Source organism: Ruegeria sp. AK11, from assembly GCF_056541095.1.
Genome location: NZ_JBQFXU010000002.1, coordinates 281,532 through 297,345 on the forward strand (window position 1 = coordinate 281,532; position 15,814 = coordinate 297,345).

Annotated in this window: 19 protein-coding genes; 10 read left to right on the top strand and 9 right to left on the bottom strand. The window is 57.9% G+C overall.

Annotated features, from left to right (window positions below; translation table 11 throughout):
* Positions 1 to 6 precede the first annotated feature (6 nt).
* The 3 genes from yaaA to ACR0D9_RS08895 form a co-directional block, all read right to left on the bottom strand.
* Positions 7 to 777 (bottom strand): peroxide stress protein YaaA, encoded by a 771-nt coding sequence (gene yaaA, locus ACR0D9_RS08885; RefSeq protein ID WP_480538462.1) that lies wholly within the window; start codon positions 775 to 777, stop codon positions 7 to 9.
* Positions 778 to 809: 32 nt separating this feature from the next.
* A complete protein-coding gene (gene recQ / locus ACR0D9_RS08890) occupies positions 810 to 2,849 on the bottom strand; it encodes a DNA helicase RecQ (RefSeq protein ID WP_480538464.1) in 2,040 nt (679 codons plus the stop codon).
* Between the two features lie 78 nt (positions 2,850 to 2,927).
* Complete coding sequence (locus tag ACR0D9_RS08895) at positions 2,928 to 3,215, bottom strand: YggT family protein (RefSeq protein ID WP_170382138.1); 288 nt, start codon at positions 3,213 to 3,215, stop codon at positions 2,928 to 2,930.
* A 129-nt stretch (positions 3,216 to 3,344) separates the two neighbouring features.
* On the opposite strand from ACR0D9_RS08895, the gene ACR0D9_RS08900 reads away from it, so the two are divergent.
* From ACR0D9_RS08900 to ACR0D9_RS08915, 4 genes are all read left to right on the top strand, one after another.
* Positions 3,345 to 4,712, top strand: coding sequence for an MFS transporter (locus ACR0D9_RS08900; protein ID WP_209598483.1), 1,368 nt, complete (start codon positions 3,345 to 3,347; stop codon positions 4,710 to 4,712).
* Positions 4,709 to 5,572, top strand: coding sequence for a penicillin-insensitive murein endopeptidase (gene mepA / locus ACR0D9_RS08905; RefSeq protein ID WP_480538466.1), 864 nt, complete (start codon positions 4,709 to 4,711; stop codon positions 5,570 to 5,572). Before ACR0D9_RS08900 ends, mepA begins: the two co-directional genes overlap by 4 nt.
* Positions 5,545 to 6,429, top strand: coding sequence for an esterase-like activity of phytase family protein (locus tag ACR0D9_RS08910; protein ID WP_480538468.1), 885 nt, complete (start codon positions 5,545 to 5,547; stop codon positions 6,427 to 6,429). The genes mepA and ACR0D9_RS08910 overlap by 28 nt, the downstream gene beginning before the upstream one ends.
* A 91-nt stretch (positions 6,430 to 6,520) precedes the next feature.
* Complete coding sequence (locus ACR0D9_RS08915) at positions 6,521 to 7,165, top strand: queuosine precursor transporter (RefSeq protein ID WP_480538470.1); 645 nt, start codon at positions 6,521 to 6,523, stop codon at positions 7,163 to 7,165.
* Between the two features lie 338 nt (positions 7,166 to 7,503).
* On the opposite strand, the gene ACR0D9_RS08920 is transcribed toward ACR0D9_RS08915, so the two are convergent.
* On the bottom strand, positions 7,504 to 8,370 hold the full coding sequence (locus ACR0D9_RS08920; protein ID WP_480538471.1) for a LysR family transcriptional regulator: 867 nt from the start codon (positions 8,368 to 8,370) through the stop codon (positions 7,504 to 7,506).
* 256 nt (positions 8,371 to 8,626) lie between these two features.
* Here ACR0D9_RS08920 and ACR0D9_RS08925 point away from each other — a divergent pair, with 256 nt between their 5' ends.
* Together ACR0D9_RS08925 and ACR0D9_RS08930 are read left to right on the top strand one after the other, a co-directional pair.
* Positions 8,627 to 8,875, top strand: coding sequence for an EF-hand domain-containing protein (locus tag ACR0D9_RS08925; protein ID WP_480487879.1), 249 nt, complete (start codon positions 8,627 to 8,629; stop codon positions 8,873 to 8,875).
* Positions 8,876 to 8,935: 60 nt separating this feature from the next.
* Positions 8,936 to 9,259 (top strand): SPW repeat domain-containing protein, encoded by a 324-nt coding sequence (locus ACR0D9_RS08930; protein ID WP_480487877.1) that lies wholly within the window; start codon positions 8,936 to 8,938, stop codon positions 9,257 to 9,259.
* Between the two features lie 48 nt (positions 9,260 to 9,307).
* On the opposite strand, the gene ACR0D9_RS08935 is transcribed toward ACR0D9_RS08930, so the two are convergent.
* From ACR0D9_RS08935 to ACR0D9_RS08950, 4 genes are read right to left on the bottom strand one after another with little or no spacing between them, the layout of a single operon-like run.
* Complete coding sequence (locus tag ACR0D9_RS08935; protein WP_480487875.1) at positions 9,308 to 10,342, bottom strand: succinylglutamate desuccinylase/aspartoacylase family protein; 1,035 nt, start codon at positions 10,340 to 10,342, stop codon at positions 9,308 to 9,310.
* 5 nt (positions 10,343 to 10,347) lie between these two features.
* A complete protein-coding gene (gene rimK / locus ACR0D9_RS08940; protein ID WP_480487873.1) occupies positions 10,348 to 11,253 on the bottom strand; it encodes a 30S ribosomal protein S6--L-glutamate ligase in 906 nt (301 codons plus the stop codon).
* Entirely contained in the window at positions 11,250 to 11,750 is a 501-nt protein-coding gene (locus ACR0D9_RS08945; RefSeq protein WP_480487871.1) for an ATP-dependent zinc protease family protein, read from the bottom strand. The genes rimK and ACR0D9_RS08945 overlap by 4 nt, the downstream gene beginning before the upstream one ends.
* A gap of 5 nt (positions 11,751 to 11,755) precedes the next feature.
* Complete coding sequence (locus ACR0D9_RS08950) at positions 11,756 to 12,034, bottom strand: hypothetical protein (protein WP_480482704.1); 279 nt, start codon at positions 12,032 to 12,034, stop codon at positions 11,756 to 11,758.
* Between the two features lie 96 nt (positions 12,035 to 12,130).
* On the opposite strand from ACR0D9_RS08950, the gene mgtE reads away from it, so the two are divergent.
* Positions 12,131 to 13,495: a magnesium transporter gene (gene mgtE / locus ACR0D9_RS08955; RefSeq protein WP_480487869.1), complete on the top strand. Its 1,365-nt coding sequence runs from the start codon at positions 12,131 to 12,133 to the stop codon at positions 13,493 to 13,495.
* 56 nt (positions 13,496 to 13,551) lie between these two features.
* Complete coding sequence (locus ACR0D9_RS08960) at positions 13,552 to 14,001, top strand: CBS domain-containing protein (protein WP_480487867.1); 450 nt, start codon at positions 13,552 to 13,554, stop codon at positions 13,999 to 14,001.
* A gap of 40 nt (positions 14,002 to 14,041) precedes the next feature.
* Here ACR0D9_RS08960 and ACR0D9_RS08965 read toward each other — a convergent pair whose 3' ends face one another.
* Positions 14,042 to 14,485 (bottom strand): YybH family protein, encoded by a 444-nt coding sequence (locus tag ACR0D9_RS08965; RefSeq protein ID WP_480528888.1) that lies wholly within the window; start codon positions 14,483 to 14,485, stop codon positions 14,042 to 14,044.
* 78 nt (positions 14,486 to 14,563) lie between these two features.
* Here ACR0D9_RS08965 and arfB point away from each other — a divergent pair, with 78 nt between their 5' ends.
* Positions 14,564 to 14,983 carry an alternative ribosome rescue aminoacyl-tRNA hydrolase ArfB gene (arfB, locus tag ACR0D9_RS08970; RefSeq protein WP_480538473.1) on the top strand — a complete coding sequence of 140 codons (420 nt, stop codon included), beginning with the start codon at positions 14,564 to 14,566 and terminating at the stop codon, positions 14,981 to 14,983.
* A 60-nt stretch (positions 14,984 to 15,043) separates the two neighbouring features.
* Positions 15,044 to 15,790: an SDR family oxidoreductase gene (locus ACR0D9_RS08975; protein ID WP_480482712.1), complete on the top strand. Its 747-nt coding sequence runs from the start codon at positions 15,044 to 15,046 to the stop codon at positions 15,788 to 15,790.
* Positions 15,791 to 15,814: the final 24 nt, after the last annotated feature.

Here is a 15,814-nt window from a genome sequence, read left to right on the forward strand (position 1 = left end):
TGGGTTTCAGGCGGCATAAGGTCTGACGAAAACGGGCTTATCCGCTTCCGACAGATCAGGGCGGTATTCATAGCCGCCACTGTCGAAATCCAGCAGTCCCTTAGGGTCGGTCAAGCGGTGTTGGATGATATACCGCGCCATGGCACCGCGTGCCTTTTTGGCAAAGAAGCTCACTATCTTTGGGGTGCCGCCCTTATCTTCCATGAAGACCGGTGTGATGACGCGCAGGTTCAGGGCATTCAAATCTACCGCACCAAAATACTCCTGACTGGCACAATTCACCAGAATGTCGCTGTTAATTTCTGCTCCTTGCGCGTTCAGTGCCTTGCTGAGCTGATCGCGCCAGTATTCGTAAAGGTTCTTCCCTCTTCGGGTTTTAAGCTTGCTGCCCATCTCAAGCCGGTAGGGCTGTATCGCGTCGAGTGGCCGCAACACACCATAAAGGCCGGAAAGGATGCGCAAGTGGTCTTGCGCCCATAACAGCTCGTCTTCGTCCAGCGAAGCAGCTTCAAGCCCTTGATATGTGTCGCCAGCAAAAGCAAGCGCAGCCGGGCGTGTGACCTTGGCGTCGGGTGCATCCGAAAAAGCGCGATACCGGTCGCGGTTCAGGCGTGCCAGATCGTCGCTCAGATCCATCAGTTTCTTCAGATCACTCAGCGTCAGGTTGCGAGCGGTTTTGGACAGCCGGATCGCATCCTCCTGAAAATCGGGCTGCGTTACCCCGACATTCCGCTCTGCCCAGTCCAGCCGTTTGGCCGGGGAAATCACGATCAGCATATCCGCCCTCTTTCTTGCCTGTTCGGGGGTATCTAGCCCGCCTCACGCAGCACGTCCAGAAAAGCGGCGCCAAACCTTTCGTGACGTCGATCACCCAGCACCTGCGCAATCCCACGGGGATCGTCTGGGCGGAGTTGCGCAACTTTTGCCAATTGTGAGGCCGAGCAGGTCAGGGGCTTGTCGATCCCGGCTGGACCGCGCGACAGCAAGGACTGAACTTCCATCAAACGGTCGTAAATCTCACCCTGATTGCGGCCAGCCAGTTTTCGGCGCGCCGGATGAACGCTTTTTGCTTCGCCCGCGATTACTTCAAGGAACGTATCGCCATAGCGTTCCAGCTTTTTGGCGCCTACACCGCCGATCCGGGCCATATCGTCCAGCGTTACAGGGCGCTTTTCGGCCATCTCGATAAGCGTGCGGTCGGGAAAGATGACATAGGCCGGAACACGTGCAGCTTCGGACAGGGCACGGCGTTTGGCCTTGAGCGCTGACAGCAGCGGGGCGTCTTCTTCGGACACCATAGCCTTGACCGCAGGCCGACGTACCGCATTGCGCAGCGTATCCTTGCGCAGGTTTATCTTTGCCTCGCCTTTCAAAATTGGTTTGGCCGCCTCGGTCATGCGCAATGCGCCGTGACGTTCAGGGTCTGGGCGCACCAGATCGTGGCCCATCATCTGGCGGAAGATGGCCTGCCATTGCGGGCGCGTCCAATCTTTGCCGATGCCAAATGTGGACAAATCCTCATGGCGGCGGGCGCGGATTTTGTCGGTCTCGTTTCCCAGAAGGATGTCGATCAAGTGGCCTGTCCCGAACCATTCCTCGGTCCGAAGGATCGCGGACAGGGCCATGCGTACCGGAGTTGTGCCGTCGAAAACTTCGGGCGGGTTGTCGCACAGATCGCATTTGCCGCAGCGTGCTGTGGCCTCGCCAAAGTAACCCAACAATGTCTGGCGGCGGCATTCCAATGCCTCGGCCAGACCCAGCAAGGCGTTCAGGCGCGCATGATCGGCCATGCGCCGCTCGGGCGGCGCTAGACCCTCGTCAATCTGTGATCGCCGCAGGCGAATGTCATCGGGGCCAAACAGGGTCAGCGTTTCGGCCGGGCCGCCATCGCGTCCGGCGCGCCCGATTTCCTGATAATAGGCTTCGATCGATTTGGGCAGGTCCGCATGGGCGACCCAACGGATATCGGGTTTGTCGATGCCCATGCCAAAAGCCACGGTTGCGACCACGATCAACCCGTCCTCGCGCGCGAAACGGGTTTCGACAATGCGGCGATCTTCGGGGTCCATCCCGCCGTGATAGTGGCAAGCCGAGTGCCCCTCGGCGCGCAGGGCCTGAGCAATCACCTCGGTTTTATTTCTGGTGCCGCAGTAAACGATACCGGACTGGCCTTTGCGCGCATCTGCGAAATCAAGGATCTGCTTGCGCGGTCCGTCCTTTGCGGCGAAAGCCAGATGAATGTTAGGCCGGTCAAATCCGCGCAGAAATTTGCGTGGCTCAATGCCATCGAACAGTTTTTCGACAATCTCATCCTGCGTTTCGGCGTCCGCCGTGGCGGTAAACGCGGCCAGCGGAACCTTCAGGGCGCGCCGCAACTCTCCGATCCGCAGGTAATCAGGGCGAAAGTCATGCCCCCATTGACTGACACAATGGGCTTCGTCCACGGCGATCAGGCTGACGTTGATCCGACGGAGCATCCCAAGCGCCGACCCGGCAGCCAGACGTTCGGGTGCCATGTAAAGCAGCTTTAGCCGCCCGTCTTCCAGCGCGTCCCAGACGGCCTCGGTTTCCTCGGGCGTGTTGCCGGATGTCAGCGCACCGGCCTCGACCCCGGCCTCTTGCAGCCCCCGCACCTGATCACGCATCAGGGCAATGAGCGGAGATATAACGACCGTCACGCCATCGCGGAGCAGTGCAGGGAGTTGAAAGCAAAGAGACTTCCCGCCACCTGTGGGCATGATCGCCAGCACGTTTTCACCTGCCGTTACGGCGTCGACAATCTCTTCCTGCCCGGGGCGGAAGGCGTCGAATCCAAAGACATCTCGCAGCAAGGGTGCGGCGTCGAACATATGCGGGGGTGCCCTGTTTTAAGGTTTATCTGCTCTTAAGCCAGGACAATCACATACTAAGATTCAGTGAACAAGTGGTCAGTAGAAATAGGGCGCGTTGTTGATAAGGATGATCCGCAAGGCATAGACGCCGATCAGCACCACCAGCGGGGTCAAATCCAACCCACCCATATTGGGTAGAACGCGGCGGATCGGCCCGTAAATAGGCTCTAATATCCGATTTAATCCGTACCAGATTTGTGCAACCAGTTGTTGGTGGAGGTTGAGCACCTGAAAGTTGATCAGCCAGCTCATGATCACATGGGCCAGAATGATGAACCAGACAATGTCCAGGATCAGCAGCAGGATTTGGATCAGCGACAGCATGGGATCTCCGTTTTCTTGTTGGACGAGACCTAAGCACCCTTTCAGCAAAGAGCAAGTAGGCTGAACTCTGCGCTTGCGAATTGCCCCAAAGCCCCGTCTTATGACCGCAACAAGAAAACAGGGGCAGAAATGGCAGAAATATCCAAGCGCAGGCGTATCTGGGGCTGGTGGTTCTTCGATTGGGCCAGTCAGCCCTATCACACTCTTTTGGTCACGTTCGTGTTCGGCCCTTACTTCGCGGGCGTCGCTGCGGAATATTATCTGGCATCCGGCCTGGACGCGGGGTCTGCGGATGCACAGGCGCAGGTGGTCTGGGCCAACTGCATGACCATAGTTGGTTTGATTATTGCCTTCGGTGCACCGCTGATGGGGGCGATGGCCGATGTGTCTGGTCGGCGCATCCCCTGGATATTCGCCTTTTCCGTGATGTACGCAGTAGGTTCCGGCGCGCTTTGGTACACGATGCCCGATGGCTCGAACATGTGGTTGATGCTGTCTGCCTTCGGTCTGGGTTTCATCGGCGCGGAATACGCCCTGATCTTCATCAATTCCCAACTGCCCGATCTGGGTGACGACAGCGAAGTGGGCGAAATCTCCGGCTCGGGCTTTGCTTTTGGCTATTTCGGCGGCCTGATCTCGCTGGCGATCATGCTTGCGCTGTTTGTGGAGCAGGCCAACGGCAAAACGCTGATCGGGATGGACCCCTTGTTTGGGCTGGATGCGTCGCAACAGCAGGGTACGCGCTTTGTTGGGCCGTTTACCGCCGGATGGTTCATTCTGTTCATGGTGCCCTACTTCCTTTGGGTCCATGACGACGAAACGACAAACAAAAAGGGCAGCGTTGCCGAGGCGCTGCGGCTGTTGGCAAAATCAGTGTCTAACCTGCGCCATCGCACCAGTTTGGCCAGTTACCTGGGCTCATCCATGTTCTATCGGGATGCGCTGAATGGGCTTTACAGTTTTGGCGGCGTCTATGCCCGGCTAGTGTTGGAATGGGACCTGATCAAGATCGGTGTTTTCGGCATCGTCAGCGTTCTGGCTGCAGCGGCATTTTCCTGGGTGGGCGGCAAGCTGGACAAGAAATATGGTCCCAAGCCCGTGATTATCGTTGCGATCTGGGTGTTGATCCTTGTCTGCATCACCATCGTTTCAATGGACCGGTCCCAGATATTCGGTATCGCCATGTCCGAAGGGTCGGGCTTGCCGGATATGGTTTTCTTTGGTTGCGGTATCCTGATCGGAGGCATGGGCGGCATCCTGCAATCCTGTAGCCGGTCGATGATGGTCCGGCATACGGACCCGGCAACCCCCGTCGAAAGCTTTGGCCTTTATGGTCTGTCGGGTCGTGCCACCGCCTTTGCTGCGCCACTTCTGATCGGGATCGCCACCACGGTGACAGGAAGTGCTCGTCTGGGGGTGTCACCCATCGTTCTGTTGTTTATTCTGGGTCTATTCCTGATGCGCTGGGTGAGACCGGAAGGGGATCAGAGCAGATGATTTTAAAACGTTTTTTGGTAATTTTGGCGGCGCTTGCTATTGCTGGCACTGCGACGGCAGAACCGCTGGCAAAGCAGTTGTTCGGGGCGCAGAAACAAGGTTCACAGCAAAAACCGGCCGCTTTCGGCAGTTATTCGCGCGGATGTGCTGCGGGGGCAGTTCAACTGCCTGAAACGGGGCCTACATGGCAAGCTATGCGCCTGTCGCGCAATCGCAACTGGGGGCATCCGCAGACGATCGATTACGTGCAGGACCTCAGCAGATTTGCAGCCAGTCAACCGGGATGGAACGGTCTCTATATAGGGGATATCAGCCAGCCACGCGGCGGGCCGATGACCTCGGGCCATCGCAGCCATCAGCTGGGGCTGGACATCGATATCTGGATGCTGCCGGGCGAAAACATGCGCCTGAGCCGCAAGTCACGCGAAAACATCTCGTCCATCTCTCTTCGTCGTTCCAATGGCGCCTACGTCAACAGCAACTGGACCAAGCAGCATCATGCGCTGTTGCGCGAAGCGGCAAAAGACAAGCGTGTCGCCCGGATTTTCGTGTTTCCCGGGGCCAAGGTTCAGATGTGCGACGATGAAAAGGGGAACCGCGACTATCTGCGCAAGATAAGGCCCTGGTGGGGGCATCACTATCATTTCCACGTGCGCCTGAATTGTCCCAGAGGGGCAAAGGGTTGCGTGAATCAGGACCCACCCCCCAAGGGCGATGGCTGCGCCGAGGCCCGTCAATGGGTGCACAACATCCTGAACCCGCCGCCACCCGATCCGAATGCGCCGCCGCCGAAGAAACGCCGGGAATACGTTCTGGCCGACTTGCCGCAACAATGCTCCGCCGTTTTGCAATCCAACTGAGTGTAGCGCTGTTTCTTGCCCCGGTGGCCGCCGCGCTGGATGTGAAATCTGCGGTCCACCTGGACAGTTTCGTTTGGCGGCATCCAGCAAGTTGGTTTGGCGGATTTTCAGCGCTTCATATCTCGGACGACGGAGGCCAAATGATTGCGCTTAGCGACCGGGCGCGGATCGTGACCGCGCGAATTGAGCGGCGCGAAGGCCAGATCGCGGATATTCACGTTCTTGGTCAATGGCCGGTGCTGTCCAGCAATGGGCATATCATGAAAGGCGGCGTCGGCGATTCCGAAGGCATCGCGGTGACGCCGGATGGCGGGATATTCATCTCGTTCGAAGGGGTGCATCGTGTCGCCTATTACCCTACACCGGGCTCAAGCGCGCGTGTGTTACCTCGCCCGAATGCGTTTCGGGACCTTGCCGACAATGGTTCTTTCGAAGCTCTGGCCATTGATGGGCGCGGCTGGCTTTACACTTTGCCGGAAAAGAACCGCACCGCTAAAGGGGACATTCCGGTTTACCGTTGGAATGGCGGCACATGGTCGACCCCGTTTGTTCTGCCACAGCGCAGCGGCTTTAAACCCGTTGCCGCGGATTTCGGTCCCGATGGACGGTTCTACGTTTTGGAACGCAAGGTATCCTTGGTCGGTTTTCGATCGCGACTGCGGCGATGGGACGTGGTAGACGAGAAACCAGGCACCGAGGAAACCCTGTTCGAAACCGGAACGGGCGCGCATGACAACCTCGAAGGATTGTCGGTCTGGCGCGACGGGCAGGGCCGGTTGCGCGCCACGATGATTTCAGATGACAACTTTCTGGCGTTGCAGCGGACCGAACTTGTGGAGTACCTGCTGCCCGATTGACAGGGCGCAGGCAAAGGTCTAAAGGCACGGCTTGCCTTGGGACGGTCCCTTGGCCAAGTCGCCGCTACCTTGTCAAAACGGGCATCAAAACATGCAACGTAACTTCATTCCCGGCATTATTGCCATGGCCACCATTGTTGTGGCCTCGAACATTCTGGTCCAGTTCCTGATCCTTGACGGGCTGCTGACATGGGGTGCTTTCACCTATCCGCTGGCCTTTCTGGTCACAGACATCATGAACCGCGTCTATGGCGTGGGTCCGGCCCGTAAGGTCGTGTTTGCCGGCTTTGTCACCGGTGTTATCTGTTCGCTGATCGGCAGCCAGATCATGTTGCAGGGTGACGGGTTCACCTATGCTGCCGTACCGCTGCGCATCGCCGTTGCATCGGGAACCGCCTTCCTGATCGCGCAACTGACGGATGTCACCGTGTTCAATTCCCTGCGCGGTGGTCGCTGGTGGCGTGCGCCGCTGGTGTCGACGCTGGTGGGATCGGCACTGGATACCGCGATCTTCTTCACCCTCGCCTTTTCGGCTTCGGTCACCTTCTTCGGTGCCAATGCTGACGCCGCAATTAATTGGGCGTGGGAGCCGGTACCCTTCATGTTGTCCGGCCCGGTGGCACCGCTTTGGGTGACGCTGGCTTTTGCGGACTGGTTGGTGAAGCTTTCGCTGGCGCTGATCGCCCTGATTCCGTTCAAGGTGATCGTTGCGCGGCTGACTGTTCAGCCTGTGTAAAAAAACGCTTTGAGAATGGCACAACTTGTGGCACGCTTCTTTTCAACCGCAACAGATAGAAAAGGAGGTGATCCAGTGTCAAGAAAGAGATTGGAGAGAGGTGTCGGAACAACCGGGGGGATCGCCCGTTAGGGCAGCCCTTGGCGGAGCGCTCGCTCCGGCTGGTCGATTGATCTAACCGACCCGACCTCCTGAACTTTCGAAGGGCCGTCCCGCTGGGGCGGCCCTTTTTGTTGCCGTCACCTTCTGGAGGTGATCAAAACTTACGAGGCGCGGGGGCTGGCTGAGCTCGATCCATTGTTGGAACCTGATCGCGACAAAGGCATGAATACGTGTCGTCAAAGCTTCGGTGTCTGGCCGCGTGCACTTGATGTCTGGCAAAGCTGCCGCGCGGCCTGACCCGGATATCCTTCTTCCTCGCTTTCATCGAACACGACATAGGCGGCATAAGCGAATCTGGGTGCCATTTCGATCAACTTGAGCCACCCGTTGCAAAGCTCCGGTTCGACAACACGCCGTGGGAAATATCCGGCCGAGGGAACCGACCGAAGATATTGCAGGCCGAGGGTGCCAATGCCCAGCTGAAGGCGCGGTGCATCAAGTTCCGGAAAGTTCAACATATGATCGGCGCGAAACTCCGGGCCCCAGTCTATCAGGACATAAGCGTTGCCCAGATCAGCGGGCAGGGCTTCCGGGCCGCTGCTGACAAGAACAAACTCGTCCTCGAAAAGCTGGAGCGCGGACAAGCCCGGTGCGTTTCGCGGCCGGTACATGATGGCAAGACCCAGGCTGCCTTCCTCGATTTCGCGCGTGAGTGTTTCCGACGAGGCCGCTGTCGCCCGGATGGCGACGTCAGGGAGTGCCGCCATCAACTCGGGCAGGGCGTTGATTAGATAGCCGTCCCAAAGGCTTGGTGTTGCGCCGATTTCCAAGGCGGCTGCCATCGAAGCAGGCAGACCGGCATCCAGCTTAGCCTGGGTCCACGTTCGCACCAGAACCTGCGCATGTTTGAGGAAATGCCGCCCGGCAATGGTCAGGGTCGCACCAGACTTGCTGCGTTCAAAAACGGGCTGTCCAAGCTGTTGTTCGAGCGTTCGAATCCGCATGCTGACAGTCGATTGCGTAACATGGACCTTGTCCGCTGCGTCAAGAAAAGTACCGGTTTCAACGACCGCAAGGAAAGTTCGGGCGAGCTCAATGTCCATCGTTCACCTATTTGAATATTCGATATTATGGGTGATATAAATTCGTTATTCAACGCTATGCGGATGTGCGATATATGCTGCGTAGCGCGAAAGTGCCCCCACCGGATCGGACCGCCAATCAACAGTTTTCATCGTATAGTGGACAACCCGATCTGCGGAACAGGTGTAATCTGTCTGCCGTAGATAAGCCTCCGACACCCAAGCGCTGCACCAACCCCTCAATGGGTAAACCGCCCATTCCCTGATGGAGAACAAAATGAGTCGAGTTTCTGTTGTTGCTCTGCTCGCGTCATTCCTTGCCCTTCCGGCCGCTGCCTTGCCGGTAGGACTGGACACGGACGGTGATGGTCTGGCTTCGCTGACCGAGCTACAGACAAAGTATCCCGATATTACCAGTGAGAGCTTTGCCGAAATTGACACGGATGCCGACGGTTTCGTCAATGACGAAGAAATGGTCGCTGCGGTCGAGGCAAAGTTGCTTCCTGATCCCAAAGGTGACGAATAAGCCAGGGTTGCCAAGAACATGAGAAACCCCTCTCCACCCTACAGGTGGATGCTTGCCGGAATGGGTATCTGGTTAGTGCTGTCCCCATTTGTACTGTTCAGCCAGAAAACCCTAGCTCACGGTTCGTCTGACCGTGAGTCGCTCGCCTTCATGACGATCGGTATTGGTGTGTTGGTCATGTCAGGCGCTAGCGGCCGGGGCCACCTTCTCGCACGGGTGGCTCCGGTATTGGCGGTCGGGGCATTGCTGATCGCCGCGCCCGAGGTGCTGCATTTTACCGGTCATGGTGTGGCAGTGGCAAATGCTTGGCTCACGGGATCTGCGCTGATCGCGCTCGCCGCTTGGGAGGCGCTGGCGAGCAACAGATTGCGTGCGATCCTGTAGGCTGGCGCGGGGCAGGCAACTGCCCCGCGTTTCTTTTGGCTCCGGCGTCTAAATGATCTCGTCCTCATCGAACATCGGATCGCCGTCAAGCTGGCTGGCAATTGTATCGACCCGCATTTCGACATCCGAGCCGGTCGTTTCCGCAATATGAAACAACGCGTCACCTTCATGAACGACAGGCAGATTAGTGCGCCCCACGATGATACCCGTGGTTTCGCAGATGATATCGGTCCTGAGTTCTCCGAACGGGTCGGAAATGCGTCCAAGCAGGTCACCGGCGGCCACGTATTCTCCGGTCGCTTTGAAAGTCCGCAACAGGCCACCGGCGGGCGCGCGCATCCATGAGCTTGACCGGACATGGACAGGCTTTTCGCGCACAGCGGCGATGCCACGCTTGGCAACCATGCCCTTTGCGTTCATCACCCGAAGGATGCCTGCAACCCCCGCCCGCGCAGACAGTTCGTCGAAACGCAGACCCTCACCGCCCTCGAACAGCAGGATATCCACACCACGCTCTTGCGCGGCCTTGCGCAGTGACCCGTCGCGCAGCTTTGAAATCATCACCACGGGCGCACCGAAGGCATCCGCGTATCTAAGGGTGACATCCGAAGCCGGAGAGACGCGGATCTGCGGCAGATTGGTGCGATGAATCGCGGCAGAATGAAGATCGATCCCCAGGTCCGACCGCTCGACGATCTCGGTCATGAAAAGATGCGCCAGCCGACCGGCCAGCGACCCCCCCTCGCTGCCGGGGAAGGAACGGTTCAGGTCGCGCCGGTCGGGAAGGTATCGGGAATGTGTCATGAAACCAAAGGCATTCACGATCGGGATAACCAGCAAGGTACCCGCAAGCTTGTCAAGTTGTGGCGCCCGAAGCAGTCGCCGCGCGATTTCCACGCCGATCACTTCATCGCCGTGAACGGCGGCACTGACGAACAGGACCGGTCCGGGGCGGCGACCGTGAACCACGTGTACTGACATGCTTACCGGCGTGTGATCCGACAGTACGCTAACCGGCAAATCCAGAGTGGTTCGTGTGCCGGGCGGTACGCGAAAACCTCCGATTTCAAAGGGACCGCGCATCACCTTTACCCACGGCCTCGTGTCTTTGTGTTGCCTTTGGCTGCATTCTTTTCGAGAAACTCGATGATTTTGCCCGCGACATCAATGCCGGTGGCCTTTTCAACACCTTCAAGCCCGGGCGAAGAGTTTACTTCCATCACCACGGCGCCGTGATTGGCGCGCAGCATATCGACACCGCACACATTAAGACCCATGGCCTTGGCCGCACGCACGGCTGTCGAGCGTTCCTCGGGTGAGATTTTGATAGGCTTGGCGCTGCCACCCCGATGCAGGTTTGATCTGAACTCGCCCTCTGCCCCTTTTCGTTGCATCGCCGCGATCACCTTTCCACCGACCACAAGCGCACGAATATCCGTGCCGCCTGCTTCCTTGATGAACTCCTGTACCATGATGTTGACCTTGGCGCCGCGAAACGCCTCGACCACGGATTTTGCCGACCGGTTTGAATCCGCAAGCACCACTCCGATGCCCTGCGTGCCCTCCAGCAGCTTGACCACCAGCGGAGCGTCCCCCGCCAGTTTGAGAACTTCGTCGGTCTGTTTCGGGTCATGCGCGAAGGTGGTGACCGGCAATCCGATCCCGTCACGTGCCATCAGCTGCATGGACCGCAACTTGTCACGGGATCTGCCAATTGCAACCGACTCGTTGAGCGGAAATACACCCATGATTTCGAACTGCCGCAACACGGCCAGCCCATAGAATGTGACCGAAGCGCCGATCCGTGGGATCACCGCGTCATAGCGCCCAAGCTTTTTGCCGTCGTAATAAACCTCGGGTCGGCGCGACGCGATATTCATGTAACAGCGTAGCGTGTTCACGATATCCAACTGGTGCCCGCGTTGTTCAGCAGCCTCTTTCAGACGCTGGTGGGAATACAGGTTTGGATTTCGGGCAAGCATGACAAGCTTCATTGATGTCGTCCTTCTGCGTCCTTGGATCTTGTCTTGCTCTTCATCTTTTTCGGGTCTTTTCGTGCATCCAGAAGATATGAGTGGCCGGGATCGACAAGGATCCCGCGCCGTCGAATGGCGGTACGGCCAAGGATCAGATCAAACTCCATCCTCGCGCGATTGGCCAGCGAAACGTCGATCAGCCAGCGATGCCGTCCAAGCAGAAGTTGCGTTCTGACAATCAACCGGCGTTCCGGAATGCCACCAGTGTTCTTGATTTCCCGCTCGTCTACAACCCGCGTGCGCACCCGACCCGATGAACGGCGGTTATGGACCGGGATCATGAACTCGACCCATCGTTCGCCATCAACCTCGAACACGGTCTGGTCCACGGCATGCAGGGCCGCGGTTCTGGCGCCTGTGTCTATCTTTGCTGGAATATGCTCGATCCCGAACTCGGGCAGGCTGATCCGCTCGCGCCATCCTATGACTTCGGGGTATCCTGTTTGTTTAGCCATGGCGACTAAGCCACGCAGTCATCATTGGCGCGCCGGTAATTCACAAACGAATTCGCGCTCATCACAACGTAAAAACTATCCATATCGATTAACACATACCCAAGTTCAAAAAGTGCGATCGACAGGGCGCGGATATCTGCTTCATACAAACGCCTGCGCCCGGCGATCCGACGCACCAACTTGTCCGGAATGCGATACCGTCCGCTGGCCTTGCCGCCAAACTCCTGATCGTACAAGACGGCCAGACGTTCGGCTGCGGCGGATATCCAGTCATTTTCCTGCATGCACTTTCTTACAAATCAAAAATTTTTTTGTCTATAGGCAAATAATTTCTGCTATATCGGCGTAAGTTAAGAATCTATACCCCCACAGGTCGGCGGATGAGCGATACGGACTCCTTACCAAAGGAAACAGGGACGCAGCTTCAGCTGGCGTTGGAAAATCGCGACGGGGCGGCGCTGGCAGACCTGCTTGATCCGCTTTCGCTCAGCGATGCCTTGCGGGAATTGCTCAACCTGCCCGTTGACCAGCGAAGCGCCGCGCTCTCGTTGCTGCCACCGGAACGTGCGGCCGAACTGGTCGAAGAAGCGCCAAACGCGCTGGCGGTCGATCTTGTTGAACGCTTGGTATCCGAACAGGCCGCCGAGATCATCCTTGAGCTGGATTCCGACATTCAGGCGGATTTGATCGGTGAACTAGAAGACGCCGATGCAGAAGCGATCCTTGCCCGGATGGACCCGGAAGATGCGGCGGATGTCCGGCGGCTGGTTGAATATGACGACGATGTCGCCGGTGGTCTGATGGTGGCCGAAGCCTTTACCTTTTCCGATGGCGATACAGTCGGAAAGGTTCTGCGGCGTTTCGCTCATGAAGAATACGATCTGGAACGTTACCGTGGCCAGCACCCCTACGTTTTGAATTCCGATGGCGTGCCTGTCGGAGTGCTGTCCTTACGCAGCCTGCTGTCCACACGGCGAAGCATCAAACTCACCGATATCATGGTGCCCCCTATCACGGTTCCGGCCGGCATGCCACTGGAAGAACTGGAGGACCTTTTCGATGAGCACCCTTTTCTTGGGTTGCCGGTTGTCGAAACGGACGGGAACCTTGTGGGTGTCGTTTCCCGTTCTGCCGTGGATGAGGCCCTGCTAGAGCGCGCGGAATCCGCAAGCCTGAAACGTCAGGGTGTCTTTGGGGACGAACTGCGATCGATGCCCTTGCCGCTCAGGGCGCGGCGTCGGCTTCAATGGCTGTCGGCCAACATCGTGCTCAACGTGGCCGCGGCCAGCGTGATTGCCGCCTATGAACAGACCCTTGCCGCCGTGATCGCACTGGCTGTGTTCCTGCCGATGGTCTCGGATATGAGCGGTTGTTCCGGCAATCAGGCCGTTGCTGTCAGCATGCGCGAGCTTTCGCTTGGTCTGGTTCGGCCCATTGATGCTATGCGGGTCTGGTTAAAAGAGGTCTCGGTCGGCATCATCAACGGCTGTGTCCTTGGCCTGCTAATCGGACTCGTTGCCTGGATGTGGAAAGGAAACCCGTTTCTGGGTTTGGTGATTGGCGGCGCGCTGGGCCTGAACACGATCATCGCGGTATCGATCGGTGGCGTTCTGCCATTGTTGTTAAAGCGCATCGGTCAGGACCCGGCGGTCGCCAGTGGCCCTTTGCTGACAACGATCACTGACATGGCGGGTTTTTTTCTGGTCCTGAGCCTTGCAACGGCGATGATGCCACTCCTGAATTAGTGTTTTTCATGCGCCCTGATCAACACAGGGGTCGGGCGCTCAATCACGAGGAAGACATGACGATCTCAAGCATTGTCAAAACGCAGAACCTGAAAAAGCCGCCATTTTGCGACACTGACACAACGGTGTTCGATGCGGCCGTCACCATTGCGTTGCTGGACGTGAATGCGTTGGCGGTTCTCAGCGATGGGAAGCTGGTCGGGATTATCACGGATCATGACGTGCTGCTGTGCCTGGCGGATTCCGGCTCGGCTTTTTACAAGCAGACTGTGGGTGACTGGATGACGGAAAAACCCGTCACCTGCGCGCTGGGCTCGAAGTTGTCGACCGGTCTTAATCTGATGGCCAAACACAAGATCCGAAACCTTGTCGTAACTCAGAATGGAAAAGCAATTGCCGTTGTGAGCAGTAAAGAAATCCTGGCACGGGTGCATGAGGAAGACGAGCTGGAGCTGAAGGTGTTGCGTGATATCGCCCGCGGGGCTCAGGGCCAGTCAATCGCCTGACACCGCGGTTCCATGTCTGCTCGCTCTCCACTCAGGACCGCTAAGGAAGGTCACTGTTGGAAATGGAAATGCTGACTTTCCAGGTGCCATCCGTCTGGCGTTTCAGGACGTTCACAAACTTCCCTTTTTCCGGCGGATCAGAGTCAGCAAATGCAAAGGATCCGACCTGATAGGCGGTATCACTATCGACACCGAAATCGATCAACTCATTTGTATGTGTTCCGCCGATGTTTTCCTTCATTCTTTCCTTATAGGCTTCGATGAACGCTTCGCGCCCGCGCAGCAGGGGCTCGCCGGGCGCCAACAACATGACGTCTTCGGTAAAGAACGCAGCTGACGCGAACAAACGTCCCGGCCACCGCCAGGATTCTGAATTGCGCGACCTGCCAAAGCAGGCTTGATCGCACATATGCACTGCGTTAGGCACCGAGGATGAGGAGACTTGCTGAAATGCTGTGCCGCAATGGCTTACGCCCGCCCGCATGTTGCGGGTATCCGACGGCACGGGTCGGGATCGCGACTCTTCTTTTTCATTCGCCCAAGTCACCAAGCTGACACTGCCATGCTGCACATCACCGATGATATCGCGCTGCAAGACTGGGAAATGACCGAAAGCTTTGTACGGTCGTCCGGTCCCGGAGGGCAGAATGTCAACAAGGTGTCGACCGCAGTCGAGCTGCGCTTCGAAGCTGCACGCTCGCCGTCCTTGCCCGATCCGGTCAAGGCCCGGTTAAAGCGACTGGCCGGGCGACGCTGGACCAAAGACGGCGCAATCATCATTCAATGTGAGGAAACACGCTCGCAGGTCCGCAACCGTGAAATCGCGCGCGCAAGGCTGGCGGAACTGATCTCCCGCGCGCTGGTCAAACCTAAACGGCGGATCGCAACGAAACCGACCTATGGCTCGGTCAAGCGTCGGCTTGCCGCGAAAAAGGCGCGTGGCGACGTCAAGGCGCTGCGGGGCAAGGTGTCTGAAGATTGATCTGGCATCTTGCCGGGGCGTTGATAGTCTGGCCCGCAAAGGCTGCAAAAGGGTAACGTCATGAGGCTGGAGGGAAAAACCGCAATCGTCACCGGCGGCGCATCCGGGTTCGGTGCGGGGATCGTGCAGAAATTCCAAGCCGAAGGCGCACGCGTCATGATTGCGGATATCAACGGTGACGCAGCCGCTGAGATGGCGGCGCAACTTGGGGCCGGGGCATTGGCGCATCAGGTCGACGTCGGCGACGGGGCTTCGGTTCAAGTGATGGCGGACACGGCACTTGCCGCCTTTGGGGCGCTCGATATTCTGGTAAACAATGCAGGTGTCACCCACTTGCCAACCCCTCTGGAAAACGTCACCGAGGATGATTTCGACCGGGTCTTCAACGTGAACATGAAGTCCGTCTATCTGACCGCCCGGGCATTTGTTCCCCATATGAAGGCGCGCGGCGCGGGCGCAATTCTGAACGTGGCCTCGACAGCGGGCCTGTCACCGCGCCCGAATCTGAACTGGTACAACGCGTCCAAAGGGTGGATGATCACGGCAACCAAAACTATGGCGGTCGAACTGGCCCCAACCGGCATTCGCGTGAACGCGATCTGTCCAGTCGCGGGTGAAACACCGCTGTTGAAATCTTTCATGGGCGAAGACACGCCCGAGATTCGCGCCAAGTTCCTGGCGACCATCCCATTGGGACGGTTTTCAACACCCGAAGACATGGCCAACGCCGCCTGTTTCCTGTGTTCGGACGAGGCCAGCATGATCACCGGCACCGCGCTCGAGGTTGATGGCGGCCGATGTATCTGATCCGCTCTTCATCTGGCCAAAAAT

Coding starts and splice junctions, on each gene's coding strand:
- yaaA (WP_480538462.1), bottom strand. CDS start 777: ATGCTGATCGTGATTTCCCCGGCCAAACGGCTGGACTGGGCAGAGCGG.
- recQ (WP_480538464.1), bottom strand. CDS start 2,849: ATGTTCGACGCCGCACCCTTGCTGCGAGATGTCTTTGGATTCGACGCC.
- ACR0D9_RS08895 (WP_170382138.1), bottom strand. CDS start 3,215: ATGCTGTCGCTGATCCAAATCCTGCTGCTGATCCTGGACATTGTCTGG.
- ACR0D9_RS08900 (WP_209598483.1), top strand. CDS start 3,345: ATGGCAGAAATATCCAAGCGCAGGCGTATCTGGGGCTGGTGGTTCTTC.
- mepA (WP_480538466.1), top strand. CDS start 4,709: ATGATTTTAAAACGTTTTTTGGTAATTTTGGCGGCGCTTGCTATTGCT.
- ACR0D9_RS08910 (WP_480538468.1), top strand. CDS start 5,545: ATGCTCCGCCGTTTTGCAATCCAACTGAGTGTAGCGCTGTTTCTTGCC.
- ACR0D9_RS08915 (WP_480538470.1), top strand. CDS start 6,521: ATGCAACGTAACTTCATTCCCGGCATTATTGCCATGGCCACCATTGTT.
- ACR0D9_RS08920 (WP_480538471.1), bottom strand. CDS start 8,370: ATGGACATTGAGCTCGCCCGAACTTTCCTTGCGGTCGTTGAAACCGGT.
- ACR0D9_RS08925 (WP_480487879.1), top strand. CDS start 8,627: ATGAGTCGAGTTTCTGTTGTTGCTCTGCTCGCGTCATTCCTTGCCCTT.
- ACR0D9_RS08930 (WP_480487877.1), top strand. CDS start 8,936: ATGGGTATCTGGTTAGTGCTGTCCCCATTTGTACTGTTCAGCCAGAAA.
- ACR0D9_RS08935 (WP_480487875.1), bottom strand. CDS start 10,342: ATGCGCGGTCCCTTTGAAATCGGAGGTTTTCGCGTACCGCCCGGCACA.
- rimK (WP_480487873.1), bottom strand. CDS start 11,253: ATGAAGCTTGTCATGCTTGCCCGAAATCCAAACCTGTATTCCCACCAG.
- ACR0D9_RS08945 (WP_480487871.1), bottom strand. CDS start 11,750: ATGGCTAAACAAACAGGATACCCCGAAGTCATAGGATGGCGCGAGCGG.
- ACR0D9_RS08950 (WP_480482704.1), bottom strand. CDS start 12,034: ATGCAGGAAAATGACTGGATATCCGCCGCAGCCGAACGTCTGGCCGTC.
- mgtE (WP_480487869.1), top strand. CDS start 12,131: ATGAGCGATACGGACTCCTTACCAAAGGAAACAGGGACGCAGCTTCAG.
- ACR0D9_RS08960 (WP_480487867.1), top strand. CDS start 13,552: ATGACGATCTCAAGCATTGTCAAAACGCAGAACCTGAAAAAGCCGCCA.
- ACR0D9_RS08965 (WP_480528888.1), bottom strand. CDS start 14,485: ATGCGGGCGGGCGTAAGCCATTGCGGCACAGCATTTCAGCAAGTCTCC.
- arfB (WP_480538473.1), top strand. CDS start 14,564: ATGCTGCACATCACCGATGATATCGCGCTGCAAGACTGGGAAATGACC.
- ACR0D9_RS08975 (WP_480482712.1), top strand. CDS start 15,044: ATGAGGCTGGAGGGAAAAACCGCAATCGTCACCGGCGGCGCATCCGGG.